The organism is Mesorhizobium sp. RSR565B, assembly GCF_054719465.1.
The window spans coordinates 5,692,726-5,711,975 of sequence record NZ_JBTTIE010000001.1 but is presented as its reverse complement, the minus strand read 5'-3'; the positions used below and the strand labels follow the sequence as shown (position 1 = coordinate 5,711,975).

Here is a 19,250-nt window from a genome sequence, read left to right as displayed (position 1 = left end):
CCACCAGTCCCGCCAAATCCAGTCTGTCCGGTGTTGACCAGTCTGTCCGGTGTCGAAATGAGCAGGAACTACATATTTCTCTTCCTGTTCAGCCTGATGATGACGGCGTCGGGACTGGCCTCTTTGCCGCCGCTCGACCGCGACGAGCCGCGCTTCGTCCAGGCGACCAAGCAGATGACGGAGACCGGCGACTATGTCGACATCCGCTTCCAGGACGCGTCGCGCTACCAAAAGCCGATCGGCATCTACTGGCTGCAATCGGCGGCGGTGACGCTGAGCGGCGAGGGGGCACAGGCGCCGATCTGGATTTACCGGCTGATCTCGGCGCTGGGCATCGCCATCGCCGTCGTCGCAATCGCCTGGACCGGGGCCAATCTGTTCGGCGCCAATGCCGGTCTTGCCGCCGGCCTGGTCATGGCGGCGATTTTCGCCACCGCCTTCGAAGGCCGTGACGCCAAGACCGACGCGATGCTGCTTGCCTGCTGCGTTCTGGCGCAAGGCGCGCTGGCGCAGATTTATCTGGCATCGCGCCGCAACGAGCCTGTCGCCGGCCATCTGCCGTGGATTTTCTGGGCTGCGCAGGGCGCGGCTATCCTCATCAAGGGGCCGATTGCACCGCTGCTGTCGGCGCTGACGGTGCTCACGCTGGTTGCTTTCGAGCGCGACTGGCGCTGGCTGGCGAGGCTGAAAGCCGGGCGTGGGCTGATTCTGGTGCTGTTGATCGTGCTGCCTTGGCTCGCCCTCATCACCTGGAAGAGCAACGGCGCCTTCCTGCAGCAGGCCGTCGGCAAGGATATGCTCGGCAAGGTCGCGCAAGGCGAGGAGTCGCACGGCGTTCCGCCGGGCTTCTACGTGCTGACCTATTGCCTGTTCATGTGGCCGTTCGGCCTTGTGGCGCTCGGCGCCGGACTGCAGGCGCTCAACCGATTGCGCGACGATCCGCGCCTGCGTTTCTGCCTCGCCTGGTACGTTCCGTTCTGGCTCGTCTTCGAATTGATCCCGACGAAACTGCCGCATTATGTGCTGCCGGCCTATCCCGGCATGGCCCTGCTCATCGGCTGGCTTTTGACGCTGACGCCGCAAGAGGCAAATGCGCCGCTCAGGCGCTGGCAGACATGGCTGTGGTGGGCGACCGAATTCGGCACCGTTCTGGTGACAGTCGGTCTCGCCGTGCTTTGCGTCGGTGCGCCGATCTATCTCATGAAGACATTTTTATGGTGGAGCGTTCCGGCCGCCGCGGCAGCATTGGGCGCCGGCTACCTCGCTGTTTCGCGCCAGACGCTGGTGCCGCTGGTCCGCATCGGCGGGGCTGCGGTTTGCGCCGGTATAACCTACGCCCTGCTGTTCGGTGTCATCGTGCCGTCACTGAAACCGATTTGGATGAGCCGGGAAATCGAGGCTGCGGTTCGCGCCGATCGTCCCTGTGAGATGAGCGTGCTCGCCTCCGCGCAATATCACGAACCGAGCCTGGTATTTCTGGTGGGCACAAAGACGGTACTGACCGATGTCGACGGGGTTGCGCAACATCTGCTTGGCGATCCGGCCTGCGCGCTGGGCCTGGCGCCGGTCGGCGATGAAAAACGGCTGGATGACCTGCTGGCAGGGCAAGGCAAGAAGGCCAGCCGCGTCGCCGAGATCGACGGCATCAACTATTCGTCAGGTGATAAATTGTCGCTCGGCCTGTACCGTGTGGCGAACTGATAGCTCTTCAATGATCGCGCCGAGCTCCGCATGTTGATGAAGTCGCCATCGCCGGCGCGTGCCGCTTTGCCTGCCATGCTCCGGCAGTCTGTCGCTAATTTCCGCGATACTTTCGGGATTGTACGGCATCGCCTGGCGACGCGCCCGGCGCGCTACCCGAAAATCCTGTGGTCGGTCTGGGTTGTGGCCTGGCTTTTGCTGACGATCGCGGTGTCGCTCCGTTTCGACCATCTTGCAGGGACCATGGCGAGGGAGTGGGCTTCAGGCTCGACCAATGTCTTCCGCATCGCCGAGTTTTTTACCTTCTTCGGCCTAGGCGGCTGGTATCTTGTCCCGTCGGTATTGGTGCTGATTGCCGCGAATCTGACGGATTGGCGCAGCCTTTCCCGGCGCGCGCGGATGACCTTCTACAACTGGACCTGCTTTGCTTTCATGGTGCTGGGTTCGATCGCACTCTCGGCCATGGTCGTCAACGTGCTGAAATATGGCGTGGGCAGAGCCAGGCCGATGAATTTCGACAAGCTCGGCGATCTGTCGCTGCATCCTTTTTCCTTGGAGGCGCGCTTTGCCAGCTTCCCGTCCGGCCATGCCACGACCATGGGCGTCATTTTCGGCATTGCACTGCTGTTGTTGCCCCAGCGCAGATGGGTGCTGCTGGCAGCAACCTTGTCGGTCGCATCGACCCGGATCTTTATCGGCGCGCACTACCCGAGCGACACTGTCGCCGGATTCGGCCTTGGCTGTGCTGTTGCCATCGTCTGCGCGATGGTGCTTGGCCGGCTGGGATGTATCTTCCGCTACACGGCGTCGGGGTTGCCGGTGGCAAAAACTACGTTCCGCCTATTCCGTCGGGCTCGCAAACAAACCAAAACGATGCGCCGAGACAAGACGAATTTCCGCATTGGAGCAGCGCCGGCAAGCAACTGAATTGCTGACGCCTTTGGAACCATCTAAGACCACCCCAGCTAGCTGTCGATGCCACCCCAGCTCCGCACCAGCCGAGCCATGTCAGGCGCGCCGGCGGCGTCCTTCTCCAGCCCTTCGGCGACACCGACGCGGTCGGCGACAGGCCGGTTCTGGCTGACTTTCCACTTGCCGCTGATTTCGGCGATCTCGATCTCAAGCCCGACAATGCCCTTGATTTGCGACTGGATGAAGGTCGGCGGCGCATCGGTCACCGCCCAGGGTGCCTCGCGGGCGCCTTCCTGCGACAGCGTCAGCTCGGTGATCTGCTGTGCGATCCAGGCGGAATCCTCGATCACTCTGACGGTTCCTCGCACCTGGACAATGGCGTAGTTCCAGGTCGGCACGACCTTGCCGGTCTCGCGCTTGGTCTCGTACCAGGACGGCGTCACATAGGCGTCGGCGCCCTGGAAGACGACCAGCACCGGCGATGTCGGATTGTCGGCCAGCTGACGCCATTGCGGGTTGGCCCTGGCCAGATGGGCGCGCAGCCGGCCATTCGGCCCAACCTCTGCATCAAGCAGGAAAGGAATGGCATTGGCGACCGGGCCATCGGTGCCGTTGGAGATCAGCAACCCCAGCGGATGCGTCCGGATCAGCCCGTGCAGGACGTCCGGCCGCGTTTCCTGGAAATGGGGAGGCTGGTACATGATCGGTCATGCCTTCTTGCGCTGGCTGAACCGGCATTGTGCACCGTTCAGCCGAGCCGCGCCACATGTCAGGCTGGCTTCACCGTTTGGATCAGCCGAAATGGCATTGTCGCGCCCATGATGGGCACGACTGTGACGGCATCGGACCGGGAGTTTTTGTTTTGACGCAATTCCGGACGGAAAACCCGTTTACACTTTTCCTGGAATTGCTCTTAGCGCAGCCGCTTCGGCCGCGGATCGGACAATTCGCCGGCCAGCCGTCGGTCGAGATAGTCGGCGCATTCCTCGAGCAGCAGATCGGCGTCGTTGGCGAAGAAGTGGTTGGCGCCTGGCAAGGTCTTCTGCGTGATGGTGATGCCCTTTTGCGTGTGCAGCTTGTCGACCAGGCCCTGCACATCCTTGGGCGGCGCCACCTTGTCGGCATCGCCATGGATGATCAGACCCGATGACGGGCAGGGCGCCAGGAACGAGAAATCATAGGTGTTGGGCTGCGGCGCGATCGAGATGAAGCCCTCGATCTCGGGCCGGCGCATCAGAAGCTGCATGCCGATCCAGGAGCCGAAGGAATAACCGGCCACCCAGCAGCTCTTGGAATCCGGATGCAGCGACTGCACCCAGTCGAGCGCTGCGGCGGCATCCGACAATTCGCCGGTGCCGTGGTCGAATTCGCCCTGGCTGCGGCCGATGCCGCGGAAGTTGAAGCGAAGCGTGGTGAAATCGCGCTTCTGGAACATGTAGAAGAGGTCATAGACGATCTTGTTGTTCATCGTGCCGCCGAATTGCGGATGCGGATGCAACACGATGGCAATCGGCGCGCTCTTCTCCTTGGAAGGCTGGTAGCGGCCCTCCAGGCGGCCGGCCGGACCGGTGAAAATGACCTCAGGCATGAAATACTCCAAATGGCATACGAATGCGCGGCGCCCGGAACAATTCTTACTCCAGCCCCAGCCCTTCCGGGCCTTGACGCAGGGCAAGCGTCTTCTTAGAAGCTAGTTTAGAATTGTTCAAAACTGGATAGCCAGCCGTGACGGCCCGGCCATCCTCGCCGCAAGCCGCGTAAATAGGACGTCTTGCCTTGCAATTTCAAGGAAATAACGCGCTATCCTTGCGGAAAGGGTCTTGACGGGATCGATTGGGTGAAAATGGCCGCAGCACGCGCCTATCTCGACTACAATGCCAGCGCGCCGCTCATTGCCGAGGCGCGCGAGGCGATGATTGCCGCGCTCGATCTCGTCGCCAATCCGTCGTCGGTGCATGCCGAGGGGCGCGCGGCGCGGCGCTTGATCGACACTGCCCGGCGCGATGTGGCAGCGCTTGTCGGCGCCAAGGCCGAGCATGTCGTCTTCACCTCCGGCGCGACGGAAGCCGCATCGACGCTGCTGACACCGGATTGGCGGATGGGCCGTGGCACGGCGCGCATGAGCCGGCTCTATGTCTGCGAGGCCGACCACCCTTGCCTGTTGAACGGCGGCCGCTTCCCGGCAACACAGGCTTCGCAGATCGGCGTCGACGCCGATGGCATCGCTGACCTCGCTCAGCTGACAGCCGCTCTGGCCGCGCATGACAAGGCCGAAGGCCTGCCGTTGGTCGCGATCCATGCGGCCAACAACGAGACCGGCGTCATCCAGCCGATCGAGGCAATCGCTGCAATCGTCAAGGCGGCGGGCGGCATTCTGGTGGTCGACGCGGTGCAGGCTGCGGGCCGCGTTCCCATCGATATGTCAGCGGCTTACGCCGACTATTTGATTCTGTCTTCGCACAAGATCGGCGGCCCCAAGGGTGTCGGCGCCGTCGTTGCGGCAGCCGATCTGATGATGCCGAAGCCGCTGATCAATGGCGGCGGCCAGGAAAAGGGCCATCGCGGCGGCACCGAAAACCTGGCGGCCATCGCCGGCTTTGGCGCCGCGGCGCGGCAGGCTTTGGCTGGACTGAAAGACGTCGAAGCGATCGCGCAACGCCGCGGCGAGGTCGAGAAAACACTCAAAACGCTGGTGCCGGACGCAGAAATCTTCGGAACCGGCGCGCCAAGGCTTGCCAATACGACATTCTTCGCTATTCCCGGCATCAAGGCCGAGACGGCGCAGATCGCTTTCGATCTGGCTGGCGTTGCGCTGTCGGCGGGATCGGCCTGTTCGTCGGGCAAGGTCGGGCCGAGCCATGTGCTGATGGCCATGGGTCATGGTGACAGCCTCGGGGCTTTGCGCGTGTCCATCGGTCGCGCAACGAGCGCCGGGGACATCGAACTGTTTCGTACGGCGCTGGCCGAAATCGCCCAGCGCCGGGCGGGCAGGGAACAAGCCGCCTGAAGGCTACAAAGAATTCAGGCCTCGCGGCCTGGTAGAGCCGTGCGTTTGCAACTGGCCGGGTGAATTCCCGGCCGAGACGCACTATATGAAACTTACGCCGCCTTCGGCGCCTCATGGGCAGCCCTCGGCGATGCCATAGTTTGAAAACTGTCGGGCCTTGACCCCGGCGTGGATGGAGAACGCTTATGCCTGCTGTGCAGGACACGATCGATCGGGTCCGAAAGATCGACGTCGACCAGTACAAATACGGATTCCAGACAGAGATCGCGATGGACAAGGCCCCCAAGGGCCTGAGCGAAGACATTATTCGCTTTATCTCGGCCAAGAAGGATGAACCGTCCTGGATGCTGGAATGGCGTCTGGAAGCCTATCGGCGCTGGCTGACGCTGGAAGAGCCGACCTGGGCGCGCGTCCATTATCCGAAGATCGACTTTCAGGACCTCTATTACTACGCGGCGCCCAAGAGCACGCCCGGCCCGACCTCGCTGAGCGACGTCGATCCCGAGTTGTTGAAGGTCTACGAGAAGCTCGGCATTCCGCTGCGGGAACAAGAAATCCTCGCTGGCGTGCAGAAGACCGACGTCTCCGATCTCGAGGAGCCCAGCGACAATGTCTACAAATCGGGCCGTGTCGCGGTCGACGCGGTGTTCGATTCCGTTTCCGTCGTCACCACGTTCAAGAAGGAGCTGGCGCAGGCCGGCGTCATCTTCTGCTCGATCTCGGAAGCCATCCGCGAGCATCCGGAGCTGGTGCAGAAATATCTCGGCTCGGTCGTGCCGACCTCCGACAATTTCTACGCCACGCTGAATTCGGCTGTCTTCACCGACGGCTCGTTCGTCTTCGTGCCCAAGGGCGTGCGCTGCCCGATGGAGCTGTCGACCTATTTCCGCATGAACGAGAAGAACACCGGCCAGTTCGAGCGCACGCTGATCATCGCCGAGGAGGGGGCTTACGTCTCCTATCTCGAAGGCTGCACGGCGCCGCAGCGCGACGAGAACCAGCTGCATGCCGCCGTCGTCGAACTGGTGGCGCTCGACGATGCCGAGATCAAATATTCGACGGTGCAGAACTGGTACCCCGGCGATGCCGAGGGCAAGGGCGGCATCTACAATTTCGTCACCAAGCGCGGCGACTGCCGCGGCGACCGTTCGAAGATCTCGTGGACGCAGGTCGAGACCGGTTCAGCGATCACCTGGAAATATCCCAGCTGCATCCTGCGCGGCGACGATTCCTCCGGCGAGTTCTATTCGATCGCCGTGTCGAACGGCTACCAGCAGGTCGACAGCGGCACCAAGATGATCCATCTCGGCAAGAACACGTCGAGCCGCATCATCTCCAAGGGCATCGCCGCCGGCTTCTCGCAGAACACCTATCGCGGCCAGGTTTCGGCGCACCGCAAGGCGACCAACGCCCGCAACTTCACCAATTGCGATAGTCTCCTGATCGGCGACCAGTGCGGCGCCCACACCGTGCCCTACATGGAAGCCAAGAATTCGACGGCGCAGTTCGAGCACGAAGCGACGACGTCGAAGATTTCCGAGGACCAGAAATTCTACGTCATGCAGCGCGGCATTCCCGAGGAAGAGGCGATCGCGCTGATCGTCAACGGCTTCGTCAAGGATGTTATCCAGCAGCTGCCGATGGAGTTCGCGGTCGAAGCGCAGAAGCTTATCGGCATCAGCCTTGAGGGCTCGGTCGGCTGACCGGACAATATATCCAGGAAAGAAAAAATGCTTGAGATCAAGAACCTGCATGCCCGCATCGTCGATGACGGCACCGAGATCATCCGCGGCCTGAACCTGACGGTGAAAAACGGCGAGGTCGCTGCCATCATGGGTCCGAACGGCTCGGGCAAATCGACGCTGTCCTACATCCTCGCCGGCCGTGAGGACTATGAGGTCACCGAAGGCGACATCCTCTATAACGGCCAGTCGATCCTCGAAATGGATCCGGCCGAGCGCGCCACCGCGGGCATCTTCCTCGCCTTCCAGTATCCGATGGAGATACCTGGCGTCGCGACCATGGAATTCCTGAAAGTGGCGATGAACGAGCAGCGCAAGGCGCGCGGCGAGGAGCCGCTGAAGATCCCGGAATTTTTGAAGCGGGTGAAAGAGGCGGCAGCCTCGCTCTCGATGGAGATGGCGATGCTCAAGCGGCCGCTCAATGTCGGCTTTTCCGGCGGCGAGAAGAAGCGGGCCGAGATCCTGCAGATGAAGCTGCTGGAGCCAAAGCTCTGCGTGCTCGACGAGACCGATTCCGGCCTCGACATCGATGCGCTGAAGATCGTCTCGGACGGCGTCAACGCGCTGCGTTCGGCCGACCGTGCCATCATCGTCATCACCCACTACCAGCGCCTGCTCGAGCACATCGTGCCCGATAGCGTGCACGTCCTATACAAGGGCCAGGTGATCAAGTCCGGCGACAAGTCGCTGGCGCTCGATCTCGAAGCCAATGGCTATGCCGGCGTGATCGGCGAAGCCGCGTGAGACGCCAGAAGGCCATTTTATGCTGAAAGGCGGGGCAAAACTGATGAATATGCATACACAACCCCAGCGCACGCAGGCCGAAACGGCGCTGATCGACGCCTTTGGCGAGCGTCTGTCGTTGCTGCCGGGTGACGGCGCGGTGATGCTGAAGCGCGACGACGCCATTGAGGCAATCAAGCACGGGCTGCCGACGCGGCGCATCGAATCCTGGCATTACACTGACCTGCGCCGGCTGTTGACTGCGGTGCCGGCGTTCGATCCGACGGCCGCCGCCAAGGGGCTGGCGCCCATCGTCGAAGGCTCCGCCGTGCTGGCGGTTCTGAACGGCGTCTCCGGCGCGAAATTCCCCGCGATCGAAGGCGTGACCATCCAGCGCCTGTCGGAAAAGCTGACTGACGGCTCGATCGCACCGGGCCTCGATCCCTATGGCAGCGATGACGCCATCGGTGCGCTGAACACCGCCTTTGTCGCTGACGGCTATTTCGTCGACATTGCGGATGGCACAGCACTGGAAAAGCCGATCGAATTGCAGAATTTGCAGGCCGGTGGCCAGGTGCATGTGCGCTTTCCCGTGCGTGTCGGCGCCGGCGCCAAAGCTGCTCTCGTCGAGCGTCAGGCCGGCGAGGGCGCGGCACTGGGCAGCTCGGTCAGCCAGCTCGTTCTGGGCGAGGGTGCGGACGTTACCTGGCTGATCGTGCAGGAGCAGCCGGAAACGGCCACGCATCTTGCCCAGTTCAAGGCGCATCTCGGCAAGAATTCGAAGCTGACGCTGTTTTTCATGAATGCCGGCGGCAAGCTTGTGCGCCAGGAGATCGTGGTGAAGACCACGGGCGAAGGCTCCGACTTCAAACTGCGCGGCATCAACCTGCTCGCCGGCGACACCCACACCGACGTTACCATGGTGCTCGACCATGCCGTGCCGCATACGACGTCGACGGAAGTGATCCGCAATGTCGTGACCGGCAAGGCGCGCGGCGTCTTCCAGGGCCGCATCAACGTCCACCAATACGCGCAGAAGACCAACGCCAAGATGGCCTGCAACACGCTGCTTTTGTCGGATGATGGCGAGTTCTCGACCAAGCCGGAGCTGGAAATCTTCGCCGACGACGTCATCTGCGGCCACGGCGCGACCGTTACCGAGATCGACCACAACCATCTGTTCTACCTGATGGCTCGCGGCATCGACGAGAAGAGCGCCCGTGGCCTGCTGGTCAAGGCGTTCGTCGCCGAAGTGATCGAGGAACTGGACGACGAAACCATCGTCGAGGCCCTGGAAACAAGGCTGGACGACTGGTTCGTGGCGCATGGGTAGCGCCTCCCCTTCTCCCCTTGTGGGTCCGAAGGACGGGCGAGGCAAGTGACTCGCCCCGGGCGGTGGCCGAGCGAAGCTCGTCGGGTGAGGGGTGCGTGACGAAGTGAGGCGGTGCCTCAAGAGAGCTTGTAATGGACCAGAAGATCGAAACCACCCCATACGACGTCGAGGCGATCCGCCGCGACTTCCCGATCCTGTCGCGCGAAGTCTACGGCAAACCGCTGGTCTATCTCGACAATGGCGCCTCGGCGCAGAAGCCGCAGGTGGTGCTGGATACGATCCAGCACGCCTATTCCCAGGAATACGCCAACGTGCATCGCGGCCTGCATTTCCTGTCGAATGCCGCAACCGACGCTTATGAGAAGGCACGCGAGACGGTGCGCCGTTTCCTCAATGCGCCAAGCACCGACAACATCGTCTTCACCTCGAACACGACCGCGGCGATCAACACCGTGGCTTACGGCTATGGCATGCCCAATATCGGCGCGGGCGACGAGATCGTGCTGTCGATCATGGAGCACCACTCCAACATCGTGCCGTGGCATTTCATCCGGGAGCGGCAGGGCGCCAAGCTGGTCTGGGTGCCGGTCGACGATCTCGGCATCTTCCACATCGAGGAATTCGAAAAGCGGCTGACCGACAAGACAAAGCTCGTCGCCATCACGCATATGTCGAACGCGCTGGGCACGGTGACGCCGATCAAGGAAATCGTGCGCATCGCGCATTCGCGTGGCATTCCCGTACTTGTCGATGGCAGCCAGAGCGCCGTGCACATGCCGATCGACGTCCAGGACCTCGACTGCGATTTCTTCGTCTTCACCGGTCACAAGGTTTACGGGCCGTCCGGCATCGGCGTGCTTTACGGCAAGAAGGATATTCTCTCGGCCATGCGCCCTTTCATGGGCGGCGGCGAGATGATCGAGGAAGTGACGGAAGACGTCGTCACCTACAACGAGCCGCCGCACCGCTTCGAGGCCGGCACGCCGCCGATCGTGCAGGCGATTGGCCTGGGTGCAGCATTGGAATACATGGAAAAGGTTGGCCGCGAGCGCATTGCCGCCCATGAGGCCGATCTCAAGACCTATGCGCATGAACGGCTGCGCGCCATCAACTCGCTGCGCATCTTCGGCGACGCGCCGGACAAGGGCGCCATCATTTCTTTCGAATTGCAGGGCATTCATGCCCATGACGTGTCGATGGTGATAGACAGGCAGGGTGTTGCCGTCCGCGCGGGCACCCATTGCGCCCAGCCGCTGTTGAAACGCTTTGGCGTAACCTCCACATGCAGGGCATCGTTCGGCATGTATAATAACAGGGCCGAAGTCGACGCTTTGGCCGATGCGCTGGAAAAAGCGCGCAAGTTCTTCGGGTGACAGGTTCTTTGGATGACGACCATGGATGATGCGAGCCACACCACCGCGCCGGAAGCAGCCATCAATCCGCTGGTTTCCGCCTCGGCCATTCCCGCCGACGAGCTGGCGCGGCTGACCGACGACATCGTCTCGGCGCTGAAGACGGTCTATGACCCGGAAATACCGGCCGACATCTATGAGCTCGGCCTCATCTACAAGATCGACATCGAGGACAACCGCGCGGTCAAGATCGACATGACGCTGACCGCGCCCGGCTGTCCGGTGGCCGGCGAAATGCCCGGCTGGGTGGAAAACGCCGTCGGCGCCGTCGAAGGCGTCTCCGGCGTCGAGGTCAACATGACCTTCGACCCGCCCTGGTCGCCCGACCGCATGTCGGAAGAGGCGCAGGTGGCGGTGGGCTGGTACTAGGTTGACTGAGGTTGGTGCACTTGCACCAGTGGTAAAACTTCACCATTTTAGGTGAGGAATCATTCGGCAGGCCTTGAACCTGCATGGAATGGAAGAGGAAAAAGAATGGGACGCTTCGCCGTCATCACGATGACCGAAAGGGCCGCCGACCGGGTGCGCGAGATCGTCGCCACGCGCGACAATGCGCATGGCATTCGCCTCGGCATCAAGAAGGGCGGCTGCGCCGGCATGGAATACACGGTCGACCTGGTGACCGAGCCCAATACCAAGGACGACCATATCGAACGCGACGGCGCGCATGTCTATGTCGCGCCCGAGGCTGCCCTTTTCCTGTTCGGCACCGAGATGGATTTCGAGCAGACCACGCTGCGCACCGGCTTCACCTTCCACAACCCGAACCAGAGTTCGGCCTGCGGCTGCGGCGAATCCGTCGAACTGAAGCCCGCCGACCTGAAGGCGCTGGCTGAAGCGCGCGCTTCCGCCTGATCTTTCCTTCGCCCCGTTCACGGGGAGGTGAGGAATGGTCCGCGCAGCGGGCGAAAAGCCAATTGCTTGGCTTTTCGAATGACGAACGGCCCGAAGGGCCGGATGAGGGGCAGCGCTAACCATCGGAAGTCGCGCTCCGAGTCCTCACTTCACCCACATCTTCGTCCGCTTGTGCCAGTCGGCGATCGATTCCTCGGGATAGACGTCGAACGCATTGTCCTTCTTGCCGATCACCGGCTCGACCCAACTCGCCTTGTATTTCAACATCAGATGCACCTTCTCCGGCGGCTTCGGCAACTCGCTGTCGATTGCCGAGGCGAAGGGGTGGACCAGGTCCGGCCATGTCGGATCGTAGAGCCAGAGCGCCGAACCGCACTTCTTGCAGAAATTGCGCTCGCCCGTCGAAATCTCACACTTTGGATGCTCGTCGTCCGCGATCTCGGCCTGGTAGACGCCGAGATTGCGCTTGCCCTTGATTTTCAGCGTCTTGTAATCGGCGCCGAGATTGATGGCGAAGCCGCCGCCGCCCTGCTGCTTGCGGCAGATCGAGCAGTAGCACAGCATGAACGGCACCGGCGTGTTGCTCTCCACCTCGAAATGGACGGCATCGCAGCGGCAGGATCCCTTGAGCAGCAGCGGCATGACAGAACTCCGACGGATGGCTCTCAACTTGCCAGCATGGTTTTTGGTTGCAGCCATGGCAAGCCCGGTGACATGATTGCGGCATGGACAATGAACGCATCGAAGAGCTGTTCGAAGGCCTCGGCCCGGTCAGTATCCGAAAACTGTTCGGCGGCAAGGGTATCTATTTCGACGGCGTCATCGTCGCTATCGTGCTGCGCGGCGAATTGCTGCTCAAGGCTGACGAGCAAAGCGCGCCCGACTTCGAAGCCGCCGGCTGCAAGCAATGGACCTATACCGGCACCCGCCACGGCAAGCTGGTCGCGATGCCGTACTGGAGCATTCCCGACGACGCGTTTGATGATCCTGACGAGATGAGGGTGTGGGCGCGCCGGGCGTATGAGGCGGGACGAAGGGCGGGGAAGTGAACCGGGACCGCCGCGTTTCTTCCCACCCCCCTCTGTCCTGCCGGACATCTCCCCCGCAAGGGGGGAGATCAGTTGTCACATTGGCCTTCGCCAATCACCAACGTTGAAAATGGGAGCCTGCGGCTAAGCTGTTAATCTCCCTCCTTGCGGGGGAGATGGCCGGCAGGCCAGAGGGGGGTGCTGTCCCGCCGACGTAGGCGATCCTACAGCGCCGTCGCAATCTTCGCCGCCAACCGCGCATTGTTCTCGACCAGCGCGATGTTGGTCTTCAAGCTCCGGCCGCCGGTCAGTTCGAGGATTTTGCCCAACAGGAACGGCGTCACCGCCTTTCCGGTCACATTCTGCACTTCCGCCGCCTTCTGCGCGGCCTCGATATAGCCGGCCATCTCGTCGGCCGGAATTTCATCGTCCTGCGGCACCGGGTTGGCGATCAGCATGCCGCCGACCAGGCCAAGTGCCGCCCTGGTCTTGTAGAAATGCGCGATCTCTTCCGGTCTGTGCAGGGTCAGCGGCGCGCGGAACGGCGAATGCCGCGACCAGAAGGCCGGCATCGTCTCGCAGCCATGGCCAATCACCGGCACGCCGCGCGTCTCCAGCACTTCAAGCGTCTTTTCGATGTCGAGGATCGCCTTGGCGCCGGCCGAGACGACGATGACCGGCGTGCGCGCCAACTCGTCGAGATCGGCCGAGATGTCGAAGCTCTTTTCCGCGCCCTTGTGGACGCCGCCAATGCCGCCGGTGGCGAACACCTTTATCCCGACCATGTCAGCGGCGATCATGGTGGCGGCGACCGTGGTGCCGCCGGTGCGGCCTTGCGCCACCGCAAAGCCGAGATCGGCGCGCGACAGCTTCATGGCATCGCCGGTCATGGCCAGCGACTCGCGCTCGCCGTCGGACAGTCCGATCTTGATGCGGCCGGCGACCACGGCGATCGTCGCCGGCACCGCGCCATTGTCCAGGATTATCTTTTCGACATTGGCGGCCATGGCGCCATTGTCGGGGTAAGGCATGCCATGGGTGATGATGGTGCTCTCCAGCGCCACGACCGGGCGGCCAGCGGCGAGCGCCTCGGCCACGGGCGCGTGGAGGTCGATCAAGAGGCGGGCGCTTTGCGGTGTCATGATGGTCTCCGATCCGGAGATCCGCGCGTCCGCTTGGACGTCGCGCTCCGGCAATGGCAATTGGCCGCCCTCATGCCATTTCCTGCGCGTCGGGCACAAGAGCCAGTGCCTCGGTGAAGGTCGCGGCGGTGAAGGCCGGCACGGCATCCGAACTTTCGATGGCGAGCGTCGCCGCGGCAACGCCTTCGCGGAGGGCCTGGCGCAATGCCAGGCCGCGCAGCAGGGCAGCGATGGTGGCGCCGGCCAGCGCGTCGCCGGCGCCGGTGACGTCGGCGACTTTTCTCGGCGCCGGCGGCAGGATAGAGAAGGCGCCGGCTTCGTCGAATCCCAGCACCGGCCCGTCGCCCGCCGTCACCACGCCACTGGTGAGGCCGCTGCAGCGCAGTCCGTCGACGGTCTCGCGCTCGGTGGCATTGGCATCGACGCCGGCCAGCACCATGGCCTCGCGCCGGTTCATGAAGACCTGCGCGAGTTCCTTCAGCACCGGTATCAGCCGCACCACCTTGGCCGGCGAAATGGCAATGGCGAACACCGGCTTGCCGGCGGCGACCCCCACCAGCCGCTCCAGCGCCGTTGATGGCAGATTGGCGTCGCAGAGCACCGCATCGGCCTCGGCGACCACCTCGCGCACCTTGGAGCGGCGGATCTGCTTGGGGAACGCCAAATCGTAGAGCGCCATGTCGGCAAAGCCGGTGATCAGCTCGCCATCCCTGTCGATCAGCGCGGTGTAGCTCGGCGTCGTGCGGTCGAGGAAAACCGCCGACAGGTCGGCAATGCCGGAGTCGGCGATGGCGCGCGCAACCGTCTCGGCCGAGGCATCGCCGCCGCGCACCGACAAAAGCGAGGCCGAGACGCCGCGCCGCACCAGGCTGCGCAGCGCGTTGAAGACGCCGCCGCCGACATCCTCGCGCATCGTGCCGGGGTTGGACGCCGCGGGCACGTACGTGCCCGACACCTGGCCGCGGCGATCGATATGGGCGCCGCCCACCGCCAGTATCTTTGCTGATTTCACCATGCCGGCGATATGACCTTTGTTTTTCGAACCGGACAAGCGCTAGGCTGTGCGACGGAGCTTCGCAGGCGAGCCGGCGATTCGGCCGATCGAAACAGCCGGAGCATCTGGCCCAATGGTGGATACATCCGGAAACGAAACCATGAGACAAAAAAAGAACAGATCCGGATAAAGATTGCTTTTCAGATATTTGACCCCTCTTGCCAAACGAGAACAAAAGTAGTACAAAATGGGCAGGGATTACGGATTGTCCGGCCTTCATTGACGACCAAGGGGTGATGTATCATGGCTCAGAATTCTTTGCGGCTTGTAGAGGACAAAGCGGTGGACAAATCAAAGGCTCTGGACGCGGCGCTGTCGCAAATCGAGCGCGCCTTCGGCAAGGGCTCGATCATGCGGCTTGGCGCCAACGAGCAGGTCGTCGAGATCGAAACCGTGCCGACCGGATCGCTGGGCCTCGACATCGCGCTTGGCGTCGGCGGCCTGCCGCGCGGCCGCATCGTCGAGATCTACGGGCCGGAAAGCTCGGGCAAGACGACACTGGCGCTGCACACAGTTGCCGAAGCCCAGAAGAAAGGCGGTATCTGCGCCTTCGTCGATGCCGAGCACGCACTCGATCCGGTCTATGCCCGCAAGCTCGGCGTCGATCTGGAAAACCTCTTGATCTCGCAGCCGGACACCGGCGAGCAGGCGCTGGAAATATGCGACACGCTGGTGCGTTCAGGCGCCATCGACGTGCTGGTCGTCGATTCGGTGGCGGCGCTGACGCCGCGCGCCGAAATCGAAGGCGAGATGGGCGATTCTCTGCCCGGTCTTCAGGCGCGTCTGATGAGCCAGGCGCTGCGCAAGCTGACCGCCTCGATCTCGCGCTCCAACACCATGGTCATCTTCATCAACCAGATCCGCATGAAGATCGGCGTCATGTTCGGTTCGCCCGAAACCACGACCGGCGGCAACGCGCTGAAATTCTACGCTTCGGTGCGCCTCGACATCCGCCGCATCGGCTCGGTCAAGGACCGCGACGAGGTCGTCGGCAACCAGACCCGCGTCAAGGTCGTCAAGAACAAGCTGGCGCCGCCCTTCAAGGTGGTCGAGTTCGACATCATGTATGGCGAGGGCGTCTCCAAGACCGGCGAACTGGTCGATCTCGGCGTCAAGGCCGGCGTGGTCGAGAAGTCGGGCGCCTGGTTCTCCTACAATTCGCAGCGTCTCGGCCAGGGTCGCGAAAACGCCAAACTGTTCCTGCGCGACAATCCCGACACGGCGCGCGAGATCGAACTTGCGCTGCGGCAGAATGCCGGGCTGATCGCCGAGAAATTTCTTGAAAATGGCGGCCCCGAGCGCGGCGAAAGCGACGACGGCTTCGAGGAAGAATCCGGCGCCATGTAGGGCACGGCCAGAGTTCGGCCATAAATCCAGTCTATTATCCGATGCTTAAGTAACCGAGTTCTTTAGTATTGCGTTTCAAACCGCTGGCCTTCGCGCCGGCGGTTTTCGTTTTTGGGCAGCGTGAAGCCGGCTTGGCAGTTGCCGGATTGGCCCAATTCCGTGTTTCTGGACAGGGTGGGGCGTGCCCGCTAAAAGGCCAAGTCGATCTTCTAAAAAGCAGAGACCAGTGTCCGCCGGCCGCGCCGGCGGTTTTCGCGAAAAGGCAGCAGTCATGAGTGGCGTGAACGAGATCCGGTCGACATTCCTCGACTATTTCCGCAAGGAGGGCCACGAGGTCGTGGCCTCGAGCCCGCTGGTGCCGCGCAACGACCCGACGCTGATGTTCACCAATGCCGGCATGGTGCAGTTCAAGAACGTCTTCACCGGCCTGGAGAAGCGGTCCTATTCGCGCGCCACCACTGCGCAGAAAAGCGTGCGCGCCGGCGGCAAGCACAACGACCTCGACAATGTCGGCTACACCGCGCGCCATCTGACCTTCTTCGAAATGCTCGGCAATTTCTCCTTCGGCGACTATTTCAAGGAGCGCGCCATCGAACTGGCCTGGAACCTGATCACCAAGGAGTTCGGGCTGAACAAGGACAAGCTGCTGGTCACCGTCTATCACACCGATGACGAGGCGGCCGGCTTCTGGAAGAAGATCGCCGGTTTCTCCGATGACCGCATCATCCGCATCCCGACCTCCGACAATTTCTGGGCGATGGGCGACACCGGACCGTGCGGGCCGTGCTCGGAAATCTTCATCGACCGTGGCGAGCACATCTGGGGCGGCCCTCCCGGCAGCCCGGAGGAGGACGGCGACCGCTTCCTTGAATTCTGGAACCTGGTGTTCATGCAATATGAGCAGGTCACCAGGGATGAGCGCATCGACCTGCCGCGGCCGTCGATCGACACCGGCATGGGCCTGGAGCGCATGGCCTCCATCCTGCAAGGGGTGGAGAGCGTCTTCGAGACCGACCTGTTCCGTCATCTGATCGATGCGGCCTCGTCAGCGCTCGGGCAGGGCCCGGACAAGGAGACGGTCGCCTCCTTCCGCGTCATTGCCGACCATCTGCGCTCGTCCTCCTTCCTGGTGGCCGATGGCGTGCTGCCGTCGAACGAAGGCCGCGGCTATGTGCTGCGCCGCATCATGCGCCGCGCCATGCGCCATGCGCAGTTGCTCGGCGCCAAGGAGCCGTTGATGTGGAAGCTGGTGCCGGCGCTGGTGCGTGAGATGGGCCAGGCCTATCCCGAACTGCTGCGCGGCGAACAGCTGATTACCGAGACGCTGAAGCTCGAGGAGACACGCTTCCGCAAGACGCTGCTGCGTGGCCTCGGCCTGCTCTCGGAGGCCACGGAGACGCTTCATGCCGGTGACATGCTGGACGGCGAGACCGCCTTCAAGCTCTACGACACTTATGGCTTCCCGCTTGATCTGACGCAGGACGCGCTGCGCCAGCGCAGCATCTCAGTCGACCTTGCCGGCTTCACCCATGCGATGGAGCAGCAGAAGGCCGAAGCGCGCAAGCATTGGGCTGGCTCCGGCGACGCGGCCACCGAGACCATCTGGTTTTCTGTACGCGAGAAGGCCGGCGCCACCGAATTCCTCGGTTACGAGACCGAACAGGCGGAAGGCCTCATCCAGGCACTGGTCAAGGACGGCAAGACCGTCGATGGCGCCGGCAAGGGCGACGTGGTGGCGGTGGTCGTCAACCAGACGCCGTTCTATGGCGAGTCCGGCGGCCAGATGGGCGACACCGGTATCATCTCCGGCGAAGGTTTCTCGATCGAGGTTTCCGACACGCAGAAAAAGGCCGACGGCCTGTTCGTGCATCTGGGCAAGGTGACGAACGGCACGGTCAAGCCAGGTGCAGCCGTCGAGCTGAAGGTTGACCATGCGCGCCGCACCCGGCTGCGCGCCAACCATTCGGCAACGCATCTGATCCATGAGGCGCTGCGCGAGGTGCTGGGCACCCATGTCGCGCAGAAAGGTTCGCTGGTCGCGCCCGAGCGCCTGCGCTTCGACATCTCGCATAACAAGCCGATCTCGGCCGAAGATCTCGAAGAGGTCGAGCGCATGGCCAACGAAATCGTCGTCCAGAACAGCCCGGTGACGACGCGGCTGATGTCGGTCGATGACGCCATTGCCGAGGGCGCCATGGCGCTGTTCGGCGAGAAATATGGTGACGAGGTGCGTGTCGTTTCGATGGGCACCGGCGTGCATGGCGCCAAGGCCAACCGGCCCTATTCGGTCGAGCTCTGCGGTGGCACCCATGTCCGGGCGACCGGCGATATTGGTCTGGTCCGTGTCGTCTCCGACAGCGCGGTCGCCGCCGGCGTGCGCCGCATCGAGGCGCTGACCGGCGAAGCCGCACGAAAATATCTCGACGAGCAGGACAGGCGCCTGAAGGCGACGGCGGCTGTGTTGAAGATTTCGCCGGCCGACGTGCCGGCGCGTGTCGAGGCGCTGCTCGAGGAACGCAAGAAGCTCGAGAAGGAACTGAGCGAAGCCCGCAAGAAACTCGCGCTGGGCGGTGGTGCCGCGGCCGATGCTCCGGCCACCACCGAAACCGTCGCCGGTATCGGCTTCCTCGGCAAAGCGGTTTCCGGCGTGTCGCCGAAGGATTTGAAGCCGCTGGCCGATGCCGGCAAGACTTCGCTCGGCTCAGGCGTCGTCGTCTTCGTCGGTGCGGGCGAAGACAACAAGGCAAGCGTCGTGGTCGCAGTGACGGACGATCTCGTCGGCCGCTTCAGCGCTGTCGATCTTGTGCGCGTTGCCTCGGCCGCATTGGGCGGGCAGGGCGGTGGCGGACGGCCCGACATGGCGCAAGCCGGCGGCCCGGACGCCTCGAAGGCCAATGATGCGATCGCCGCGGTGAGGGCGGCGCTGGAGGCAGCCTGAAAGCCACCCTATGTCGTATCTGGTTTGTGTGCGGCTTTCCGGCCTTCGCCGCCGTG

17 protein-coding genes are annotated in these 19,250 nt (G+C 62.9%); 12 read left to right on the top strand and 5 right to left on the bottom strand.

Features of this window, described 5'->3' with window-relative positions; genetic code table 11:
- Positions 1-57: 57 nt before the first annotated feature.
- Together ACYG9R_RS27595 and ACYG9R_RS27590 are read left to right on the top strand one after the other, a co-directional pair.
- Positions 58-1,701: an ArnT family glycosyltransferase gene (locus ACYG9R_RS27595; protein WP_023825126.1), complete on the top strand. Its 1,644-nt coding sequence runs from the start codon at positions 58-60 to the stop codon at positions 1,699-1,701.
- A 30-nt stretch (positions 1,702-1,731) separates the two neighbouring features.
- Positions 1,732-2,628, top strand: coding sequence for a phosphatase PAP2 family protein (locus tag ACYG9R_RS27590; RefSeq protein ID WP_023825125.1), 897 nt, complete (start codon positions 1,732-1,734; stop codon positions 2,626-2,628).
- 38 nt (positions 2,629-2,666) lie between these two features.
- Here the strand turns inward: ACYG9R_RS27590 and ACYG9R_RS27585 are convergent, their stop codons facing one another.
- On the bottom strand, positions 2,667-3,314 hold the full coding sequence (locus ACYG9R_RS27585; RefSeq protein ID WP_023700865.1) for an FMN-binding negative transcriptional regulator: 648 nt from the start codon (positions 3,312-3,314) through the stop codon (positions 2,667-2,669).
- A gap of 212 nt (positions 3,315-3,526) precedes the next feature.
- Positions 3,527-4,201, bottom strand: a complete 675-nt coding sequence (locus ACYG9R_RS27580; RefSeq protein ID WP_023669128.1) for an alpha/beta hydrolase — start codon at positions 4,199-4,201, stop codon at positions 3,527-3,529.
- 255 nt (positions 4,202-4,456) lie between these two features.
- On the opposite strand from ACYG9R_RS27580, the gene ACYG9R_RS27575 reads away from it, so the two are divergent.
- The 7 genes from ACYG9R_RS27575 to sufA all read left to right on the top strand — a co-directional run bounded on the left by ACYG9R_RS27575 (position 4,457) and on the right by sufA (position 11,685).
- Positions 4,457-5,620 carry a cysteine desulfurase family protein gene (locus tag ACYG9R_RS27575; RefSeq protein WP_023825124.1) on the top strand — a complete coding sequence of 388 codons (1,164 nt, stop codon included), beginning with the start codon at positions 4,457-4,459 and terminating at the stop codon, positions 5,618-5,620.
- A gap of 185 nt (positions 5,621-5,805) precedes the next feature.
- A complete protein-coding gene (sufB, locus tag ACYG9R_RS27570; protein ID WP_023684859.1) occupies positions 5,806-7,323 on the top strand; it encodes a Fe-S cluster assembly protein SufB in 1,518 nt (505 codons plus the stop codon).
- A 27-nt stretch (positions 7,324-7,350) separates the two neighbouring features.
- Positions 7,351-8,106 carry a Fe-S cluster assembly ATPase SufC gene (sufC, locus tag ACYG9R_RS27565; RefSeq protein ID WP_023711504.1) on the top strand — a complete coding sequence of 252 codons (756 nt, stop codon included), beginning with the start codon at positions 7,351-7,353 and terminating at the stop codon, positions 8,104-8,106.
- Positions 8,107-8,149: 43 nt separating this feature from the next.
- Positions 8,150-9,418, top strand: a complete 1,269-nt coding sequence (gene sufD / locus ACYG9R_RS27560) for a Fe-S cluster assembly protein SufD (RefSeq protein WP_023825123.1) — start codon at positions 8,150-8,152, stop codon at positions 9,416-9,418.
- Positions 9,419-9,549: 131 nt separating this feature from the next.
- Positions 9,550-10,791: a cysteine desulfurase gene (locus tag ACYG9R_RS27555; protein WP_023731535.1), complete on the top strand. Its 1,242-nt coding sequence runs from the start codon at positions 9,550-9,552 to the stop codon at positions 10,789-10,791.
- Between the two features lie 21 nt (positions 10,792-10,812).
- Positions 10,813-11,199, top strand: coding sequence for an SUF system Fe-S cluster assembly protein (locus ACYG9R_RS27550; RefSeq protein WP_023709315.1), 387 nt, complete (start codon positions 10,813-10,815; stop codon positions 11,197-11,199).
- 105 nt (positions 11,200-11,304) lie between these two features.
- On the top strand, positions 11,305-11,685 hold the full coding sequence (gene sufA / locus ACYG9R_RS27545; RefSeq protein ID WP_023825122.1) for a Fe-S cluster assembly scaffold SufA: 381 nt from the start codon (positions 11,305-11,307) through the stop codon (positions 11,683-11,685).
- Positions 11,686-11,829: 144 nt separating this feature from the next.
- Here the strand turns inward: sufA and ACYG9R_RS27540 are convergent, their stop codons facing one another.
- Positions 11,830-12,327: a GFA family protein gene (locus ACYG9R_RS27540; RefSeq protein WP_023669121.1), complete on the bottom strand. Its 498-nt coding sequence runs from the start codon at positions 12,325-12,327 to the stop codon at positions 11,830-11,832.
- A gap of 83 nt (positions 12,328-12,410) precedes the next feature.
- On the opposite strand from ACYG9R_RS27540, the gene ACYG9R_RS27535 reads away from it, so the two are divergent.
- Entirely contained in the window at positions 12,411-12,734 is a 324-nt protein-coding gene (locus tag ACYG9R_RS27535; RefSeq protein ID WP_023669120.1) for a TfoX/Sxy family protein, read from the top strand.
- A gap of 203 nt (positions 12,735-12,937) precedes the next feature.
- Here ACYG9R_RS27535 and ACYG9R_RS27530 read toward each other — a convergent pair whose 3' ends face one another.
- Positions 12,938-13,855 (bottom strand): pseudouridine-5'-phosphate glycosidase, encoded by a 918-nt coding sequence (locus tag ACYG9R_RS27530; protein ID WP_023825121.1) that lies wholly within the window; start codon positions 13,853-13,855, stop codon positions 12,938-12,940.
- A 70-nt stretch (positions 13,856-13,925) separates the two neighbouring features.
- On the bottom strand, positions 13,926-14,870 hold the full coding sequence (locus tag ACYG9R_RS27525; protein WP_023750770.1) for a carbohydrate kinase family protein: 945 nt from the start codon (positions 14,868-14,870) through the stop codon (positions 13,926-13,928).
- Positions 14,871-15,152: 282 nt separating this feature from the next.
- On the opposite strand from ACYG9R_RS27525, the gene recA reads away from it, so the two are divergent.
- Both recA and alaS read left to right on the top strand, forming a co-directional pair.
- Positions 15,153-16,256 carry a recombinase RecA gene (recA, locus tag ACYG9R_RS27520; RefSeq protein ID WP_023669117.1) on the top strand — a complete coding sequence of 368 codons (1,104 nt, stop codon included), beginning with the start codon at positions 15,153-15,155 and terminating at the stop codon, positions 16,254-16,256.
- Between the two features lie 271 nt (positions 16,257-16,527).
- Positions 16,528-19,194: an alanine--tRNA ligase gene (alaS, locus tag ACYG9R_RS27515; protein ID WP_460221880.1), complete on the top strand. Its 2,667-nt coding sequence runs from the start codon at positions 16,528-16,530 to the stop codon at positions 19,192-19,194.
- The last annotated feature ends 56 nt before the right edge of the window (positions 19,195-19,250 follow it).

Excerpts from the sequence above, each read along its gene's own strand:
- ACYG9R_RS27595 (WP_023825126.1), top strand. The coding sequence starts at position 58 with ATGAGCAGGAACTACATATTTCTCTTCCTGTTCAGCCTGATGATGACG.
- ACYG9R_RS27590 (WP_023825125.1), top strand. The coding sequence starts at position 1,732 with ATGTTGATGAAGTCGCCATCGCCGGCGCGTGCCGCTTTGCCTGCCATG.
- ACYG9R_RS27585 (WP_023700865.1), bottom strand. The coding sequence starts at position 3,314 with ATGTACCAGCCTCCCCATTTCCAGGAAACGCGGCCGGACGTCCTGCAC.
- ACYG9R_RS27580 (WP_023669128.1), bottom strand. The coding sequence starts at position 4,201 with ATGCCTGAGGTCATTTTCACCGGTCCGGCCGGCCGCCTGGAGGGCCGC.
- ACYG9R_RS27575 (WP_023825124.1), top strand. The coding sequence starts at position 4,457 with ATGGCCGCAGCACGCGCCTATCTCGACTACAATGCCAGCGCGCCGCTC.
- sufB (WP_023684859.1), top strand. The coding sequence starts at position 5,806 with ATGCCTGCTGTGCAGGACACGATCGATCGGGTCCGAAAGATCGACGTC.
- sufC (WP_023711504.1), top strand. The coding sequence starts at position 7,351 with ATGCTTGAGATCAAGAACCTGCATGCCCGCATCGTCGATGACGGCACC.
- sufD (WP_023825123.1), top strand. The coding sequence starts at position 8,150 with ATGAATATGCATACACAACCCCAGCGCACGCAGGCCGAAACGGCGCTG.
- ACYG9R_RS27555 (WP_023731535.1), top strand. The coding sequence starts at position 9,550 with ATGGACCAGAAGATCGAAACCACCCCATACGACGTCGAGGCGATCCGC.
- ACYG9R_RS27550 (WP_023709315.1), top strand. The coding sequence starts at position 10,813 with ATGGATGATGCGAGCCACACCACCGCGCCGGAAGCAGCCATCAATCCG.
- sufA (WP_023825122.1), top strand. The coding sequence starts at position 11,305 with ATGGGACGCTTCGCCGTCATCACGATGACCGAAAGGGCCGCCGACCGG.
- ACYG9R_RS27540 (WP_023669121.1), bottom strand. The coding sequence starts at position 12,327 with ATGCCGCTGCTGCTCAAGGGATCCTGCCGCTGCGATGCCGTCCATTTC.
- ACYG9R_RS27535 (WP_023669120.1), top strand. The coding sequence starts at position 12,411 with ATGGACAATGAACGCATCGAAGAGCTGTTCGAAGGCCTCGGCCCGGTC.
- ACYG9R_RS27530 (WP_023825121.1), bottom strand. The coding sequence starts at position 13,855 with ATGACACCGCAAAGCGCCCGCCTCTTGATCGACCTCCACGCGCCCGTG.
- ACYG9R_RS27525 (WP_023750770.1), bottom strand. The coding sequence starts at position 14,870 with ATGGTGAAATCAGCAAAGATACTGGCGGTGGGCGGCGCCCATATCGAT.
- recA (WP_023669117.1), top strand. The coding sequence starts at position 15,153 with ATGGCTCAGAATTCTTTGCGGCTTGTAGAGGACAAAGCGGTGGACAAA.
- alaS (WP_460221880.1), top strand. The coding sequence starts at position 16,528 with ATGAGTGGCGTGAACGAGATCCGGTCGACATTCCTCGACTATTTCCGC.